This is a genomic window from Mesorhizobium sp. M0800, from assembly GCF_040320095.1.
Taxonomy (GTDB): Bacteria; Pseudomonadota; Alphaproteobacteria; order Rhizobiales; family Rhizobiaceae; genus Mesorhizobium.
This window is the reverse complement of record NZ_JAMYOZ010000003.1, coordinates 349728-366014: the sequence shown is the minus strand read 5'-3', so window position 1 is coordinate 366014 and position 16287 is coordinate 349728. Positions and strand designations below refer to the sequence as shown.

At 62.7% G+C, this 16287-nt stretch carries 16 protein-coding genes and 1 riboswitch; of the genes, 13 read left to right on the top strand and 3 right to left on the bottom strand.

Features of this window, described 5'->3' with window-relative positions:
- From NKI18_RS06550 to NKI18_RS06520, 7 genes are all read left to right on the top strand, one after another.
- On the top strand, positions 1–410 hold a 410-nt coding region (locus NKI18_RS06550; protein ID WP_353019166.1), incomplete at its 5' end, for a zinc-binding dehydrogenase.
- Positions 407–679: a hypothetical protein gene (locus NKI18_RS06545; RefSeq protein ID WP_352622796.1), complete on the top strand. Its 273-nt coding sequence runs from the start codon at positions 407–409 to the stop codon at positions 677–679. The genes NKI18_RS06550 and NKI18_RS06545, both read left to right, overlap by 4 nt.
- 19 nt (positions 680–698) lie before the next feature.
- Positions 699–1268, top strand: coding sequence for an S-(hydroxymethyl)glutathione synthase (gene gfa / locus NKI18_RS06540; RefSeq protein WP_352697755.1), 570 nt, complete (start codon positions 699–701; stop codon positions 1266–1268).
- A gap of 66 nt (positions 1269–1334) precedes the next feature.
- Positions 1335–1802, top strand: coding sequence for a YaiI/YqxD family protein (locus NKI18_RS06535; protein WP_352454435.1), 468 nt, complete (start codon positions 1335–1337; stop codon positions 1800–1802).
- Between the two features lie 4 nt (positions 1803–1806).
- A complete protein-coding gene (locus NKI18_RS06530) occupies positions 1807–2484 on the top strand; it encodes a DUF1345 domain-containing protein (RefSeq protein ID WP_352620539.1) in 678 nt (225 codons plus the stop codon).
- A 101-nt stretch (positions 2485–2585) separates the two neighbouring features.
- Positions 2586–3464, top strand: coding sequence for a cytochrome b/b6 domain-containing protein (locus tag NKI18_RS06525; protein ID WP_023678858.1), 879 nt, complete (start codon positions 2586–2588; stop codon positions 3462–3464).
- A gap of 1 nt (position 3465) precedes the next feature.
- Entirely contained in the window at positions 3466–4275 is an 810-nt protein-coding gene (locus NKI18_RS06520) for a molybdopterin-binding protein (protein WP_352620537.1), read from the top strand.
- Between the two features lie 23 nt (positions 4276–4298).
- Here NKI18_RS06520 and NKI18_RS06515 read toward each other — a convergent pair whose 3' ends face one another.
- Positions 4299–4901 (bottom strand): DUF3011 domain-containing protein, encoded by a 603-nt coding sequence (locus NKI18_RS06515; RefSeq protein WP_023678860.1) that lies wholly within the window; start codon positions 4899–4901, stop codon positions 4299–4301.
- Positions 4902–4999: 98 nt separating this feature from the next.
- Here NKI18_RS06515 and NKI18_RS06510 point away from each other — a divergent pair, with 98 nt between their 5' ends.
- Both NKI18_RS06510 and NKI18_RS06505 read left to right on the top strand, forming a co-directional pair.
- A complete protein-coding gene (locus tag NKI18_RS06510; RefSeq protein ID WP_353019162.1) occupies positions 5000–5815 on the top strand; it encodes a transporter substrate-binding domain-containing protein in 816 nt (271 codons plus the stop codon).
- A 361-nt stretch (positions 5816–6176) separates the two neighbouring features.
- Complete coding sequence (locus tag NKI18_RS06505) at positions 6177–6752, top strand: Fic/DOC family protein (RefSeq protein ID WP_352451340.1); 576 nt, start codon at positions 6177–6179, stop codon at positions 6750–6752.
- A gap of 170 nt (positions 6753–6922) precedes the next feature.
- On the opposite strand, the gene NKI18_RS06500 is transcribed toward NKI18_RS06505, so the two are convergent.
- Positions 6923–7921, bottom strand: coding sequence for a hypothetical protein (locus NKI18_RS06500; RefSeq protein ID WP_353019160.1), 999 nt, complete (start codon positions 7919–7921; stop codon positions 6923–6925).
- 203 nt (positions 7922–8124) lie between these two features.
- Positions 8125–8211: riboswitch (glycine riboswitch) on the top strand.
- A 148-nt stretch (positions 8212–8359) separates the two neighbouring features.
- Here NKI18_RS06500 and gcvT point away from each other — a divergent pair.
- The 3 genes from gcvT to gcvP are packed head-to-tail and all read left to right on the top strand — an operon-like array spanning position 8360 to position 12678.
- Positions 8360–9478, top strand: coding sequence for a glycine cleavage system aminomethyltransferase GcvT (gene gcvT / locus NKI18_RS06495; RefSeq protein ID WP_352620532.1), 1119 nt, complete (start codon positions 8360–8362; stop codon positions 9476–9478).
- Between the two features lie 4 nt (positions 9479–9482).
- Positions 9483–9851, top strand: coding sequence for a glycine cleavage system protein GcvH (gene gcvH, locus NKI18_RS06490; RefSeq protein ID WP_352454443.1), 369 nt, complete (start codon positions 9483–9485; stop codon positions 9849–9851).
- A 16-nt stretch (positions 9852–9867) separates the two neighbouring features.
- Positions 9868–12678, top strand: a complete 2811-nt coding sequence (gene gcvP, locus NKI18_RS06485; protein ID WP_352620531.1) for an aminomethyl-transferring glycine dehydrogenase — start codon at positions 9868–9870, stop codon at positions 12676–12678.
- A 72-nt stretch (positions 12679–12750) separates the two neighbouring features.
- Here gcvP and NKI18_RS06480 read toward each other — a convergent pair whose 3' ends face one another.
- Positions 12751–13920 (bottom strand): GGDEF domain-containing protein, encoded by a 1170-nt coding sequence (locus tag NKI18_RS06480; RefSeq protein ID WP_352620530.1) that lies wholly within the window; start codon positions 13918–13920, stop codon positions 12751–12753.
- A 274-nt stretch (positions 13921–14194) separates the two neighbouring features.
- Here NKI18_RS06480 and parE point away from each other — a divergent pair, with 274 nt between their 5' ends.
- A complete protein-coding gene (parE, locus tag NKI18_RS06475) occupies positions 14195–16246 on the top strand; it encodes a DNA topoisomerase IV subunit B (protein ID WP_352620529.1) in 2052 nt (683 codons plus the stop codon).
- Positions 16247–16287 lie beyond the last annotated feature (41 nt).

Below are 16287 nucleotides of genomic sequence, written 5' to 3'. Positions count from 1 at the left end.
AGATCGACGGCGATGTCGTGGCCCATCTCGTCAACATGACCAAGCGCGGCGCCGACCAGATCGGCGGCGCCGACTACACGTTCGACTGCACCGGCAACACCAAGGTCATGCGGCAGGCGCTGGAAGCCTCGCATCGCGGCTGGGGCAAGTCGGTCATCATCGGCGTTGCCGGCGCCGGCCAGGAGATCTCGACGCGGCCGTTCCAGCTGGTCACCGGCCGCACCTGGATGGGCACCGCCTTCGGCGGCGCGCGCGGCCGCACCGACGTGCCGAAGATCGTCGACTGGTACATGGCCGGCAAGATCGAGATCGATCCGATGATCACCCACACGCTGAAGCTCGAGGATATCAACAAGGGCTTTGACCTGATGCATGAAGGCAAGTCGATCAGGAGCGTGGTAGTCTATTGAAGGAGGTACTGATCCGGGTTCGGATCCGATATCCGAATTTCAGCGAGTCGCTCAGTATGCAGAGCTGGCAATTCGGCGAACATCTTTGGGTAGCGCTTAGGAATAACAACCGCGTTCGCATCGACCTCGATGAGATCGACCGCGGCAGAGAAGAAATATCGTTTCTCGTGCGCGATACATATCTGAGAAAGGCGCTCAAGGTGGTAGAGCGCGTCAAGCAAGAACACCGTATGGAGAATGAAGCGGTAATCGAAACGGAACCAGCATAGAACCAGGGAGGAGACAAAAATGCCGGAAAAACTGCATCCTAAAATCGACAATGGACTGCCACGGGAAAAGGCCGATTTTGCCGGCGGCACGCTGGTCTGCGCCTGCACCAGCAACCCGGTCAAGGTGAAGGTCAAGGGCCAGATCGCCCACAACCATGCCTGCGGCTGCACCAAATGCTGGAAGCCGGAAGGCGCACTGTTCTCGGTCGTGGCGGTTGCCGGTACAAACGACGTGACGGTGACCGAAAACGGCGACAAGCTGAAGATCGTCGATCCGGGCGCGCTGATCCTGCGCCATGCCTGCACCGGCTGCGGCGTCCACATGCACGGCCCGGTCGAGCGCGACCACGCTTTCAAGGGGCTGTCCTTCATCCATCCGGAACGCTTCCAGGAGGATGGCTGGGCGCCGCCGGGCTTCACCGCCTTTGTCTCCTCGATCATCGAATCCGGTGTCGATCCGAGCCGCATGGACGGCATAAGGTCACAGCTGAAGTCGATCGGGCTCGAACCTTATGATTGCCTCAATCCAGGATTGATGGACTATATCGCCACCTGGACGGCCAAGAGGTCCGGCGCGTTGCCGGCCTAGTAGCCGCTCGACTATCATCGATCGAGCCGGGCGACGCCGCCCGGCTCTTTCACATTTGGAACAACGATGCCCGCACCTGCTATTCTCGTCGATGCCGACGCTTGCCCGGTGAAGGCCGAGGTCGAAAAAGTCGCCGAGCGGCACGGTATCGTCGTCACCTTCGTCTCCAATGGCGGCTTGCGTCCGTCGCGCGATCCGATGATCCGCAATGTCGTCGTCTCCAAGGGCGCCGATGCCGCCGACGACTGGATCGTCGAAAATGCCCGGTCCAACGACATTGTGGTGACCGCCGATATCCCGCTTGCCGCGCGCGCGGTGGCGCTTGGCGCCCACGTACTTGGTCCGACCGGACGCCCGTTTACGCCCGAAACGATCGGCATGGCGGTGGCAATGCGCGATCTCAAGCAGCATCTGCGCGAAACCGGCGAAAGCAAGGGCTACAATTCGAGCTTCGCGCCGCAGGATCGCTCGCGGTTCCTCGGCGAGCTTGACCGCATCCTACGGCGAGCGCTGAAATCCGCGTCAGCGGACTGAGACCATGGCGACCGGTACCCCGACCAAGATGCCCATGCGACGCCACACGCCGTTCGCGGTGTCGGCCTGCATCGGCGTGGCAGCTTTTGGCGCCGCGCTGGTCTGGCGTGCGCCGCTTGCCTATTCGATCGGCGCCAATGTGTTCTTTGCCGCCTATCTCGTCCTTGTCATCGCCCATATGCCGCGGCTTACCGGCAGCTATCTGCGCAAGAATGCAGGCGACACGGACCTGCCGGTACTGGCCATCTTCGCGGTCACGCTGATTGTCGTCGCTATTGCCATCATTTCGTTGTTTCAATTGATCAACAGGGAGAAGAGCGCGGACACCGTCGAGCTTACGGTGGCGCTGCTGTCTATCCCGCTTGGCTGGTTGACTATCCATGCCATGGCCGCACTTCACTACGCGCATATCTACTGGTTGGATGGCGATGCGATGGATGGCGACACAAAAAAGAAAATTCCGGTCGGCGGCCTCGACTTCCCGGGCGGCAAGCGGCCGGAAGGCTCGGATTTCCTCTATTTCGCCACGGTGATCGGCATGACGGCGCAAACCGCCGACACCAACATCACGACCTCGCAAATGCGCCGTGTCGTGCTTGTGCACTCGATCCTGTCGTTCTTCTTCAACACGGTCATCGTGGCAGCCGCGGTCAACCTCGCCGTCAGCCTCGGCAGTCCGTAATAAATCCGTGGTCGGGTGAAACATCGGTTAGGCTGGCGACGTATTGGGAGGAGAAGAGATCTGACAGGCCGCGGCGAACGCGCGGCCGGAGGGAACAACAAATGGAATCGCTTGCCAGAAACCAAGCCGCCGGAGCAGATACCGCCGCGCCGAGTGATGCGACGCTGATCTATCGGCAGTCGCGCTGGACACGGCTGACGCATTGGCTGTGGGCGATCGCGCTGTTCTTCATGCTGCTTTCCGGCCTGCAGATCTTCAACGCCCGCCCACAGCTCTATATCGGCAAGGAGTCGGGTTTTGGCTACAACAACACCGTCTTCGCCATTGGCGCCGAGAATACGGCGACTGGCCCGCGCGGCTATACCGAAATCTTCGGCAAGCGCTTCGATACCACTGGCGTGCTCGGCTGGTCGGGTCCGGCCGGCCAGGAGACCTCCCGTGCCTTCCCGTCCTGGGCGACGATCCCTTCCTATTACGATCTCGGCACCGCGCGCGTCGTTCATTTCTTCTTTGCCTGGGTGCTGACCACCACGCTGCTGGTCTGGCTGGTCGCCAGCCTGATCAACGGCCATTTGCGCCGCGATCTTGCCCCGCGCCTCGATGACTTCAGGCGCCTGCCGCGAGACATTGTCGAGCACGCCAAGCTCAGGTTCCATCACACGCGCGACTACAACACGCTGCAGAAGATGGCCTATGGCGGCGTGCTGTTCGTGCTGTTGCCGCTGATGATCATCACCGGCCTTGCCATGTCGCCGAGCATGGATTCGGTGCTGCCATTCCTGAACGACGTGCTCGGCGGCCGACAGACGGCGCGCACCATTCATTTCACGGTGATGCTGCTGCTCGTCGCCTTCTTCATTATCCACATCCTGATGATCCTGGCCGCCGGCCCGATCAACGAGCTGCGCTCCATCATCACCGGGTGGTACCGAACCGACCCGCCGGCGCATGGCGACAATGCGCCAGAGAGGAGTGCCTGACATGGCGAAATTCGAGATCAGCTCCAAGCTACAGATAAGCCGAAGAAAGTTCCTGACCTCGGCCAGCCTCGGCCTTTCCGGCATCATGCTGTCGGGCTGCGACGCCTTCGACAGCCAGCTTGGCGTCGGCGACAGCCTGCGCAGCTTCCTCGAAAGCTCCAATGGCCTGACCTGGCGGGCGCAGCGACTGCTTGCCGGCGCTGATGCGCTGGCGCCGGAGTTCACCGAGGCCGACATTCGCCAGCCGCAGCGGCCGAACGGTGTCACCGCACCGGACGACGATTTGTACAAGGGCCTGCTCGCCAGCGATTTCGCCGACTGGCGGCTGGAGGTTTCAGGCCTCGTCGAAAAACCGCTGTCGCTGAGCCGCGAGCAGCTGATGAACATGCCGAGCCGCACCCAGATCACCCGCCACGACTGCGTCGAAGGCTGGAGCTGCATTGCCAAATGGACCGGCACGCCGCTGTCGCTGGTGCTCGACCAGGCAGTGGTCAAGCCGCAGGCGCGCTACGTCATGTTCCACTGCCTCGACACGATCGACCGCAGCCTGGCCGGCGATATCAAATATTACGGCTCGATCGACCTGATCGATGCTCGTCATCCGCAGACGATCCTTGCCTATGGCCTCAACGGCAAACCGTTGCCGGTCGAAAACGGCGCGCCCCTGCGCGTCCGCGTCGAGCGCCAGCTAGGCTACAAGATGCCGAAATACCTCTACAAGATCGAGCTGGTCGACGGCTTCGCCAATATCGGCGGCGGCAGAGGCGGCTATTGGGAGGACAATGGCTACGACTGGTACGGCGGCATCTGACCGAAACCTGACCCAAGCTTCATCTAACTGTCGTCGTCGCTGTCGTCGCCGTCGCTGCGCAGGGCCGGATTCAGGTCAGGATTATCGTCAGGGGTGACAAGCTTGCCCAGCCCGTGCGGTCCCTGGTAGTTGCCGTGGGTATCGAAGTTGGGGTTGCCCTGATTGTCGAATTGCGGCGTCGGATCGATCGATTGGTCGTAACGGCGCGGGCGCGGCTTCGGATAGTAATTATCGGAATGATGGCGATGCGAATTGCCGTTGTCGAGAATGGCGCCTACCACGCCGCCGACGATAATGGCTGCGGCGACGTCGCCAGCAGAGGGATTGCGGTTGGGGCCGGCGACTGCGAATTCGGCCGAGCAACCATTGTCGACCCAGATGCCGCCGCCGTCATAGCCCCAGCTTCTACCGTATACGCAACGCGCCTTCGAAAGCCTGGAGGTCAACTGCACGCCGCGGCGCGTATCGACCCCGCAATAGGAATAGCGGTAATCGGCGCTGGAGCAGACCACGCGTTTTGCCCCCGCAGCCTGCGCTGCCGCCGGCAGCAGCGAAAGCTTCGCCGGATTGCCCAGGATGCAAACCAGGAACATCATCGAACCGGTAACCGTCATCCGTGTCGACATCGCAACTCTCCATCAGGGTCCGCTATCGACAGAATGGCACCTCTGTGTAAATCTGACAACCGGACGGGCTCAGCGAGGTTATATTAATGCGCGCTAAGATGATTGCCACAACTATACTTGCCCTTTCTGCCTGGTTGGCTTTGTCGCTGCTGCCAGCCCGGGCGGACGACAGCCTCAAGCGCATCATCGACCAGAAGACACTGACGATCGGCGTGGCGCTCAACCCGCCATGGATCCTCAAGAAGGCCGACGGGAAGTTCGCCGGCTATGATGTCGACCTGACCAGTGCGCTGGCGTCTGATCTCGGCGTCGACCTGACGCTGGTCGAGGTGCCCTGGAACGACCTCAAGACAAGACTGCTCAAGGGTGATTTCGACATGATCGCGGCGGGCTACGCCAGCACGCCGGAACGCGCACGCGAGGTGGTGTTCTCCAACCAGACCGGTACCGCCGATATCCGTATGGTTGCGACGATCGCCAGCCTTGGGAAAAAGCCGGGAAAGGCAGTGGCGGCGCCGGGATACAAGATCGCCGTGCTGTCCAATTCCACCGATCAAGCCGCCGCGAAGGAAGCTTTTCCCAAGGCGACCATCCTGTCTTTCGACAATACCTCAGATGTTTTCGCCGCGATCATCGGCGGCGACGCACAGGCGATGGTCGCGACGTCGCCGACGCCGCAGATGGCCGCCAGGCTCTATGACGCGAAGTTGACGATGGTGGGCGGCCCGCTGTTGCGGACGGCGGAAGCGTTTGCGATGCGCCCGGACGATGTCCGCCTCATCCAATACGTCAACAACTGGATCGGCGCGCGCACCGCCGACGGCACCATAGGCGGCGTGCGCCGCTACTGGTTCGGCAGCTTCAAATGGATGTCGCGCTTCGACACCAGTGCCAAGCCGGAGCCCGCCAAATAATAGCGTCGCGCGACTGCTTATGCGACCTTGTCGATCAGCGACCGTATTTCAGCGACAGTGGCGCGCTCGCTCCATGATCGTCGGATTCAGCTGTTTCACGGCCGCAAAATTCGCTTTGGTCCCCTTGGCCGGCATGTGCTAGCGTTGCCAGATGAAAAGTCGTTCCCCCAAATTAGATCGCTCGCCAAAGAGCGGACACTATGTCCTGACGAGCAGTCGAGGCGCCAAAATCAGCGCCGTCGAAGGTATGAAGCTAAGTCCACGCATGGGGCATATCCTTGAGCAAAGCTCGCAGCGTGGGCTGAGCGGTGATGAGCGACGCAAGCTCATCAAAGAACAGGCGCGCAAGAAGTAGCGGACCTTGGTCTATGCCGCAGAATCCGATCCTCTGTGCTATCCGGGCACGACCGTCCTTCGCAACCTCCTCGACATTCATGATCAATCCGAGCTCGACGAGTTTGAGCTCGCTCTGTTTCTGACCCGGGCCGATGAGGCGTTTCCAGCTGGTGATCTGGATTATCCGCACTATCTGGCACTGCATCGTCACCTGTTTCAGGACGTCTATGCGTGGGCCGGTGAACCGCGCACCATCCGCATCGGCAAGGGCGGTAACTGGTTTTGCTACCCCGAGTACATCGATGCCGAGATGCAGCGGGTTTTCGGAGAACTCTCAGCCGCCGGCCATTATTCCGGCACATCAGCCGAGGTCTTTGCAGCTGGCGCAGCACACGTTCTCGCTGAGATCAATGCGATACACCCCTTCCGAGAAGGCAACGGCCGCACTCAGCTGGCGTTTCTGGCGATATTAGCCGACAACGCCGGCCATGGTTTCGACGATGACGAACTGGATCGCGATCGGGTCATGAAGGCCATGATCTCAAGCTTTTCCGGCGACGAAGCCCCACTCACGCGCCTGATTCAGGACATTGTCGCTTAAGGGCTGTCTACCGATCCTGGCTGATGTTGCCTGTCCTCGGAAAGGTTAATGCGCTGCCGTCGGCTGTAATCAGTCGCTAGAGATGCACTTGAGCCTGTCCAGTTAATTGGCTGCCTGTCCGTTCGCATCGCTTCAGGGTTGGCAGTGACGCTCGGTTGCTCGTGAAAGGCTCACGCAACCTTGTCGATCAGCGGTTTCAGCGCCGGGTGGATTTCCGGCGAGGCGTGCTTGATCAGCGTCAGCAGCGCACGCTCGTTCTCCTGCAGCGGCCGGTCGCCGATGTGTTCAGCAAGCCACTTCGCTTCGCCGGCATCGACCGTCTCGGCGCGGCGGGCCAGTGCCTCGGCTGCCTTGTTCCTCGATTCCCATTCGGCCTCGACGTCGCCCGGTGAGCGATAGGCTTCCATGATGCCGGACAGGCCGCCCGATACCATGCGGCTGAAGAACCGGCCGATCTCCGGATCGGCCTGTTCGAAAAAAGCATCCCGGCGCAGCGCCACGTCGCGCACCGGCGGTTCGTAGCCGGCCGAACACATGACGAAATTGGCGATCGCCTTGACGAACAGATCGTTCCAGGACGGATCGTTGTCGCCCGCCGCTGTCCGCTCGTTGATCTCGAACAGCACCTCGGCCTCGGCGCGGCTGATGGCGATGTTGCCATCGCCGCCGTAGGCGTAAAGGATGCGGCGCAACAGCTCGACCTCAGCCTTGGCAATCGACCCAGGGATAAGCCTGCCGCCGGTCATCAGCGGCCCCTTGCCGTCCACGACCGCATGAGCGACCTGCTCCAGCGCATAGCTGGAAAGCGTGCTCGGCGATGATTTGGCAACTTCCAGCACATGCACCAGCACCTCGAGTTCGGTCTGGCTGTCGACCATGCCGTCGCGCGAAATCGTCCGGATCAGCCAGTCGGCATTGTCTTGCGAAACATAGCCCGCCGGCTTTTCCTGGTGGACGATGAAATCGGTGACGGCCTCGACGAAAAACTCAAGCCATTCTGCGCATTTGTCCCTCGCCGTTGCATCCAGCGCAAACAGCGCCTCGGCCTCGCCGCGCGTTATCACGCCGTCGCCGAACACTTCGCGGCGCAGCATGACCACGTCTTCCGCCGTGATCCGATTTTTCGAGGTCAGCCCGGCCACCGGCGCGCTCATGATCAATTCGCCCATTTTCTTCCCCGCCCGCCGCCGGTAATTGCCGGCCCTTATGCGGTATATCGGCAAGGTCTTGAGAAACCGGCAAGCGGCGTGGTTAGCGAAGGCTTGCCTGTAAAGAAGGCCCGCAGAAGACTTGGCGTAAAAATGTCGCCGGCAGGTGACAAGGTGTCGTCCACGGGCTATGGATGACGAGTCGAGGGCTCCTGACCGAGTCCTACCTGTTTGTGGGAGAGAGCAGCGAGAGCTGCCGCCGAAGGGGAAATCGCCCGAAATCTCTCAGGCAAAAGAACCGTAGACGGGAAAGACACTCTGGAAAGTCGGGGCTTGCCCCCGCGCCGAAGGTGTAAGCGCTGCCGACAGAGTTACGGGGCGCGAGTCTCTCAGGCTTCAGACAGAGGGGCACGGACTGGTCGCCATTCGCGGCCGCTTGCGTGCGACTCTGGAGATGACATGACGGGCGACGACACCAAACACCTTCCCCTCGAAGATCTGCACATGGCAGCTGGTGCGCGCTTTGGCGCCTTCGCCGGCTGGTCGATGCCGCTGACCTATCCGGCCGGCGTGATGAAGGAGCACCTGCACAGCCGCGAGCGTGCCGGCCTGTTCGACATCTCGCACATGAAGCTGTTCGAAATCAGCGGCCCGGGCGCAGCACCGCTTCTGAACCGCGCCTGCCCGTTCGATGCCGGCGCGCTTGAGATTTCCCAGTCCAAATACACGTTCTTCCTCAATGAGGCGGCCGGCATTCTGGACGATCTGATCGTCACCAGGCTCGGCGCCGAGCGCTTCATGATGGTCGCCAATGCCGGCAACGCCGCCGCCGACGAAAAGCATTTGCGCGCACTGGCCAAAAATTTCGATGCAAAGGGCGATTTCGATGTAAAAGTGGATGCGCTCGACGGCGTCTTCTTGGCCATACAGGGCCCCGAGGCGTGGGCTGCCCTTTCCCGCGCCGGCATCGAGACCGGTTCGCTGGTGTTCATGCACGGCATCGAGCCGCGCGAAAAATGGTTCATGAGCCGGTCCGGCTATACCGGCGAAGACGGCTTCGAGATCGGCCTGCCGGAAGCGGATGCAAGAAACCTCGTCGCCAGGCTGCTCGAGGACGAGCGGGTGATGTGGGTCGGCCTTGCCGCCCGCGACAGCCTGCGGCTCGAAGCCGGACTGTGCCTGCACGGGCTGGACATCACGCCGGAGATCGATCCGGCCAGCGCCGGGCTGATGTGGGCCATCCCCAAGGAGGTTCGCGCCTCTGGCGCCTTCATCGGCGCCGATGCGCTGCGCGCCATCCTGGAGCGCGGTCCGGCGCAAAAACGCGTCGGCCTGAAGCCGGAAGGCCGCCAGCCGGTGCGCGCCGGTGCTGCCCTTTTCGATGCTGACGGCAACCCTGCCGGCCATGTCACCTCAGGCGGCTTCGGCCCCTCGGCCGGTCATCCGGTCGCCATGGGCTACGTCCAGACGCCGCTTGCCAAATCCGGCGCAAAACTGTTCGCCGACGTTCGCGGGACGAAAATCCCGGTCGACATCCACCTCTTGCCCTTCACGCCCCATCGCTATCGCAAAGGATGATTTAATGGCAAAGACCTATTTCACCGAAGATCACGAATGGCTGCGCGTCGAGGGCGGCATTGCCACGGTCGGCATCACCGATTACGCGCAGCAGCAGCTCGGCGATCTCGTCTTCGTCGAGCTGCCGGAATTGGGCAGAAAACTGGCCAAGGGCGACACCGCCGTGGTGGTCGAATCGGTCAAGGCCGCATCGGATGTCTACGCGCCGGTCGACGGCGAGATCACCGAGGCCAACACCTCGCTGTCATCGGATCCTTCACTCGTCAATTCGGCGGCAACCGGCGACGGCTGGCTATGGAAGATGAAGCTGGCCAATGAGAGCCAGCTCGACGGCCTCCTCGATGAAGCCGCTTACAAAGCCCATATTGGTTGATAGCAGGACCAGGAAGATGACCGCAGCACCCTACCCCTTCTCGGCTCGCCATATCGGCCCGGGCCTCCATGACGTCAGAGCCATGCTGGCGACGATCGGCGTTCCTTCGGTCGAGACCCTGATCAGCCAGGCAGTGCCGAAGTCGATCCGGCTCGACCGGCCGCTGGCCCTGCCCGGGCCCGCAAGCGAAGCGGAAGCGCTGGCCGAGCTCGCGGCGACGATGGCAAAGAACACGGTGCTGAAGAGCTTCATCGGTGCCGGCTATCATGGCGTCCACGTGCCGCCGGTGATCCAGCGCAACCTGTTCGAGAACCCGGCCTGGTATACGGCTTACACGCCTTACCAAGCCGAGATCAGTCAGGGCCGGCTGGAAATGCTGTTCAACTTCCAGACGCTGGTGACGGAACTGACCGGCCTGCCGGTGGCATCGGCCTCGCTGCTCGACGAGGCGACGGCGGCGGCCGAAGCGGTTGGCATCGCGCTGCGCCATCATCGCGACAAGCGCACCAAGGTGGCACTGGCCGGCACGCCGCACCCGCAGACGCTGGACGTCGTGCGCACGCGCGCCGAGCCGCTTGGCATCGAGGTCGACGGCGAGGTGATCGACGACAACACCGCCGCCCTGCTGGTTTCCTGGCCCGATACGTTCGGCGTCTACGGCAATCACAAGGCAGCAATCGACAAGGCCCGCGCGGCCGGCGCGCTGGTCGTCTTCATCGCCGACCCGCTTGGCCTGACGCTGACCGATGCGCCGGCCAGGCTTGGCGCCGACATCGCCGTCGGCCCGATGCAGCGTTTTGGCGTGCCGATGGGCTTTGGCGGGCCGCACGCCGCCTATTGCGCCGTCTCCGACAGGCTGACGCGGCTGATGCCCGGCCGGCTCGTTGGCCAGTCGACGGATAGCAAGGGCCGTCCTGGTTATCGCCTCGCTTTGCAGACACGCGAGCAGCATATCCGCCGCGACAAGGCGACCTCCAACATCTGCACCGCACAGGCGCTGCTCGCCAATATGGCGACGGCCTATGCGATCTGGCATGGCCCTGCCGGGCTGCAGGCGATTGCCGGCCGCGTCCACACGCTGGCCAACCGCCTGGCTGCCGGCCTCAAGGCAGCAGGCGTTTCGGTACTCGGCGAAAGCCGCTTCGACACTGTGACCGTGGAAATGAAAGGCAGAGCCGGCGCCATCGCCGCCGCCGCCGAGAAGACCGGTCGGCTGCTGCGCGTCATCGACGCCGACCATGTCGGCATCAGCTTCGACGAGACCTCCACTGAAGGCGATCTGGAGGCACTCGCAGCGCTTTTCGGCGCCAAGGCCGGCGTTGCCGCAGGCAGTTCCATGCCAGGAAAACCGCGCGGCAAGGAGCTCCTCACCCAGCCCGTCTTCCGCGAAAACCACTCGGAAACCGACATGATGCGCTTCCTGCGCCGGCTGGCCGACAAGGACCTGGCGCTCGACCGCGCCATGATCCCGCTCGGCTCCTGCACCATGAAGCTCAACGCCGCCGCCGAAATGATGCCGGTGAGCTGGCCTGATGTCGCCAACCTGCATCCCTTCGCGCCGGCAAACCATTCGACAGGCTATCGCGCCATGATCGAGGAGCTGGAAGGCTGGCTGGCCGAGATCACCGGCTTCGACGCGGTGACCCTGCAGCCCAATGCTGGCAGCCAGGGCGAATATGCCGGGCTGCTCGCCATTCGCGGCTATCATCTGTCGCGCGGCGAAGGCCATCGCACCGTCTGCCTGATCCCGTCCTCGGCGCATGGCACCAATCCGGCAAGTGCGGCCATGGCCGGCATGAGCGTCGTCGTCGTGCGCTGCACCGAGGACGGCAATATCGATACGGCCGACCTGCAGGCCAAGGCGGCCGAGCATGCGCACAACCTTGCGGCGCTGATGTTCACCTATCCTTCGACGCATGGCGTCTTCGAGGAAGGCGCGCGCGACCTTTGTGCCCTCGTCCACAGCCATGGCGGCCAGGTCTATTTCGACGGCGCCAACCTCAACGCGCTGGTCGGCCTCGCCCGTCCCGGCGATATCGGCGCCGATGTCTGCCACATGAACCTGCACAAGACCTTCTGCATCCCGCATGGCGGCGGCGGCCCCGGCGTCGGCCCGATCGGCGTCAAGGCGCACCTGAAGCCATATCTGCCCGGCCACGTCACCGAAGGCTCGGCCCATGCCGTGGCGGCGGCACCGTTCGGCAGTGCCTCCATCCTGCCGATCACCTGGATGTATATCCGCATGATGGGCGCTTCCGGCCTGAAGCAGGCGACCGAGACGGCGATCATCTCCGCCAACTATGTGGCGACGCGGCTCGGCGAGCATTTCCCCCTGCTTTACAAAGGGCGCAACGGACGCGTTGCGCATGAATGCATCCTCGACACCCGCGTGCTCAAAGACAGCGCCGGCATCAGCGTCGACGATATCGCCAAGCGGCTGATCGACTATGGTTTCCATGCACCGACCATGTCTTTCCCGGTGGCCGGCACACTGATGGTGGAGCCGACCGAGTCCGAGCCCAAGCGCGAGCTGGATCGCTTCTGCGAGGCGATGATCGCCATAGCCGGCGAAGCAGCCAAGGTGGCGAAGGGCGAATGGCCGTTGGGCGACAATCCTCTGGTCAACGCGCCACACACCGCCGCCGAGGCGTTGGCCGGCCAGTGGACCCATCCCTATTCGCGCCTGGAGGCGGCCTACCCCGCCGGCGATGCCGACACGGCGGCAAAATACTGGCCGCCGGTGTCGCGCATCGACAATGTCGCCGGCGACCGCAACCTTGTCTGCTCCTGCCCGCCGCTGTCGGAATATCTGGGTGCGGCGGAATAGATCATGATCCCGAAAAGTGGAATCCGGTTTTCGGACAAGATCATGGGTCTAACAAGAAGATAGAAACCTCAATCAGGCAGAACGCAAGGCCGGCCCGTCGGCCTTGCTCGCCCGGTCCCGGACGACGACGCGATTTCGCCCGGCGCGCTTTGCCGCATAGAGTGCTGCGTCGGCTTCGGCCAGCACATCGTCGAGACCGGTGCCGTTTGTTCCGCCAAAGCCGATGCCGCCGCTGACTGTGCTTCGCAACGGACCGAGTTGGGTGGCCACGACTTCCGTGCCGAAGGCGACGCTGATCTTGCTCGCAATGTCATAGGCCTTCTCTTCCGTCATCCGCGACATGACGAGCACGAATTCCTCGCCGCCCAGCCGGAAGGCGTCGACGCCGGTCCGGGCGTATTTCCTGATGACGGCGGCAAAGCGGCACAGAACCTGGTCGCCGACTGGGTGACCAAATACGTCGTTCGTCCTCTTGAAATGGTCAAGGTCGAACATGGCGACGGACATGAACGGACCGAAGACCCGCTCGCCGTAGAGTGCCGTCAACGCCCGCCGATTCATTAGCCCGGTCAATGGATCGGTCATCGTCTCGGCCTTCAATTCGATCTGCGCCTGCAAATGGTGCAGGGAGAGCGTCAATGCGCCGAGCCCGGTCATGCAGGCGACGGCCACCACGGAATTCACCCGCTCGGCCCAATTGTCGGGCGCAACACCCAGCACCCATTGGCCCTTGACCAGCAGGACCGCGCCGCAAAGTCCGAACGACAGGGCACAGACGCCGCTCAGGAAGGAGACGACCAGCAATATCCGGCGATCGTGACCACCCTCAATCCAGAACATCGCTCCGATGAGCGAGAGCAGCGCCGTTACCGTTGCGTAGGTGACAATAAAGCCGACACCATCAAATCCGAGATACGTCGCGCCCGCGCAAACAGCCATCGCAACCAAGGTCGGCAAGATGGCTCGCCTGTAGTCGCCTATGCCGAGATATTGCATGGCCGACAGGCAGATGATCAGGAAGCCGAGGCTGAGAAGCACAAGCACGATCTGGCAAAGCCAGGCGCTTGGATCCCTGGTGTAATGCCAGAACAACACGACATGTGCGACCAGCACGAGAATGCCGCAGGCCACCGTCAGCACAAAGCGTGCCTGTGGCGCGGTGAACCAGATCGCAAACATGGTGATGCTAAGGCACGTGCCCGACAGCGCCGCCGCGAGCAGGAGCGAACTGTAATCCAACATGCTTAAGCGACAGCCTCTTGAGGGTTCCGCTGCATTCTAGGTCAGCGACAGTCCGCAAATACCGTTTTTTTAGCCAATCTTGCGGCGTAACCTTCGGACAGGGTTTACAAAGCGTCGATGCTCCAGGCTTCGACCCCATTTCCGCCGCTTGGTTGTCGAATGGTTTTGCAGTAAGAGGCCCTGTCCTCGAACGTAACAGGAACCTCCGTCGCCTGCCCGCAAAAAGCGTGGCAGTATCGGGTGGTGATTCGCAGCATCGGAATCCAGGACCGGCATGGACGACAATAACGATCTTTTCGCCAAATTGGACAAGCAGCCGCAACCGGCTCGCGCCGCCGCGCGCCCGGCCGACCCGCTGGTGCAGGCGGCGAAGCGGCCGGCGCCCCGCGACGCCAGCGAGAGCTACAGTGCCGCCGATATCGAAGTGCTGGAGGGGCTGGAGCCGGTGCGCCGCCGCCCGGGCATGTACATTGGCGGCACCGACGACAAGGCGATGCACCATCTGTTCGCCGAGGTCATCGACAATTCGATGGACGAGGCGGTCGCCGGCCATGCGACCTTCATCGATGTCGAGCTTTCCGCCGACGGATACCTGTCCGTAACCGACAACGGCCGCGGCATTCCGGTCGATCCGCACCCGAAATTCAAGAAGCCGGCGCTCGAACTCATCATGACGACGCTGCATTCAGGCGGCAAGTTCGACAGCAAGGTTTACGAGACGTCCGGCGGCCTGCACGGTGTCGGCGTTTCCGTGGTCAACGCGCTGTCCGACCATCTCGAGGTCGAGGTCGCGATTGGGCGCAAGCTCTATCGCCAGCGCTTCTCGCGAGGCGTTCCGGTGACCGCCCTGGAGCAGCTCGGCGAGGTGCACAACCGCCGCGGCACGAAGATCCGCTTCCATCCAGACGAGCAGATTTTCGGCAAGGGTGCTGCTTTCGAGCCGGCGCGGCTCTACCGCATGGCGCGGTCAAAGGCCTACCTGTTCGGTGGTGTCGAAATCCGCTGGACCTGCGATCCCTCGCTGATCAAGGAAAAGGACACGACGCCGGCCAAGGCAGAATTCCATTTTCCGGGCGGCCTCAAGGATTATCTGAAAGCCTCGCTCGGCGACGAATTCCAGGTCACCCGTGAAATGTTTGCCGGTAAGAGCGAGAAGCAGGGTGGCCACGGTTCGCTCGAATGGGCGGTAACCTGGTTCGGCGGCGACGGTTTTATCAATTCCTATTGCAACACCATTCCGACCGCCGAAGGCGGCACGCATGAGGCCGGCTTCCGCAACGTCCTGACGCGCGGCTTGCGCGCTTATGCCGACCTGGTCGGCAACAAGCGCGCTTCGATCGTCACTTCCGAGGATGTGATGATCTCGGCGGCGGGCATGCTGTCGGTGTTCATCCGCGAACCGGAATTCGTCGGCCAGACCAAGGACAGGCTGGCGACGATCGAGGCGATCCGCATCGTCGAAAGCGCTATCCGCGACCCGTTCGACCACTGGCTGGCCGACAATCCGCAGGAAGCTTCGAAACTGCTCGAATGGGTGATCGCGCGCGCCGACGAGCGGGTGCGCCGCCGCCAGGAAAAGGAAGTGTCGCGCAAGAGTGCGGTGCGCAAGCTGCGCCTGCCCGGCAAGCTCGCCGACTGCACGCAGAATGCCGCCGCCGGTGCCGAGCTGTTCATCGTCGAGGGCGATTCGGCCGGCGGTTCGGCAAAGCAGGCGCGCGACCGCGCCAGCCAGGCGGTGCTGCCCCTGCGCGGCAAGATCCTCAACGTCGCCAGCGCCGGCAACGACAAGCTTGCCGCCAACCAGCAGATATCCGACCTCATCCAGGCGCTTGGCTGCGGCACGCGCTCGAGATACCGCGACGAGGACCTGCGCTACGACCGGGTCATCATCATGACCGATGCCGACGTCGACGGCGCCCATATCGCCTCGCTGCTGATCACCTTTTTCTATCAGGAGATGCCAAGCCTGGTCCGCGGCGGCCATCTCTATCTGGCGGTGCCGCCGCTCTATTCGATCCGGCAAGGCGGCAAGGTCGCCTATGCCCGCGACGATGCGCACAAGGACGAACTCCTGCGCACCGAATTCACCGGGCGCGGCAAGGTCGAAATCGGCCGCTTCAAGGGGCTGGGCGAAATGATGGCCGCCCAGCTCAAGGAAACCACCATGGACCCGAAAAAGCGCACGCTGCTGCGGGTCGACGTTATCGATGCCGAGGCGGCGACCAAGGATGCGGTCGACGCATTGATGGGGACCAAGCCCGAGGCCCGTTTCCGCTTCATCCAGGAACGCGCGGAATTCGCCGAGACGGAAGTGCTGGATATCTGAGCTCCCGCCGCTAGCTTGGCCTTCTGAGCTGGAGACGAGCA

Bases quoted from the DNA above. Each gene is read 5' to 3' on its own strand.
- gcvP (WP_352620531.1), top strand. From the start codon at position 9,868: ATGACCGCAGCACCCTACCCCTTCTCGGCTCGCCATATCGGCCCGGGC.
- gfa (WP_352697755.1), top strand. From the start codon at position 699: ATGCCGGAAAAACTGCATCCTAAAATCGACAATGGACTGCCACGGGAA.
- gcvH (WP_352454443.1), top strand. From the start codon at position 9,483: ATGGCAAAGACCTATTTCACCGAAGATCACGAATGGCTGCGCGTCGAG.
- NKI18_RS06515 (WP_023678860.1), bottom strand. From the start codon at position 4,901: ATGTCGACACGGATGACGGTTACCGGTTCGATGATGTTCCTGGTTTGC.
- NKI18_RS06530 (WP_352620539.1), top strand. From the start codon at position 1,807: ATGGCGACCGGTACCCCGACCAAGATGCCCATGCGACGCCACACGCCG.
- NKI18_RS06520 (WP_352620537.1), top strand. From the start codon at position 3,466: ATGGCGAAATTCGAGATCAGCTCCAAGCTACAGATAAGCCGAAGAAAG.
- NKI18_RS06500 (WP_353019160.1), bottom strand. From the start codon at position 7,921: ATGGGCGAATTGATCATGAGCGCGCCGGTGGCCGGGCTGACCTCGAAA.
- parE (WP_352620529.1), top strand. From the start codon at position 14,195: ATGGACGACAATAACGATCTTTTCGCCAAATTGGACAAGCAGCCGCAA.
- NKI18_RS06480 (WP_352620530.1), bottom strand. From the start codon at position 13,920: ATGTTGGATTACAGTTCGCTCCTGCTCGCGGCGGCGCTGTCGGGCACG.
- gcvT (WP_352620532.1), top strand. From the start codon at position 8,360: ATGACGGGCGACGACACCAAACACCTTCCCCTCGAAGATCTGCACATG.
- NKI18_RS06535 (WP_352454435.1), top strand. From the start codon at position 1,335: ATGCCCGCACCTGCTATTCTCGTCGATGCCGACGCTTGCCCGGTGAAG.
- NKI18_RS06525 (WP_023678858.1), top strand. From the start codon at position 2,586: ATGGAATCGCTTGCCAGAAACCAAGCCGCCGGAGCAGATACCGCCGCG.
- NKI18_RS06510 (WP_353019162.1), top strand. From the start codon at position 5,000: ATGATTGCCACAACTATACTTGCCCTTTCTGCCTGGTTGGCTTTGTCG.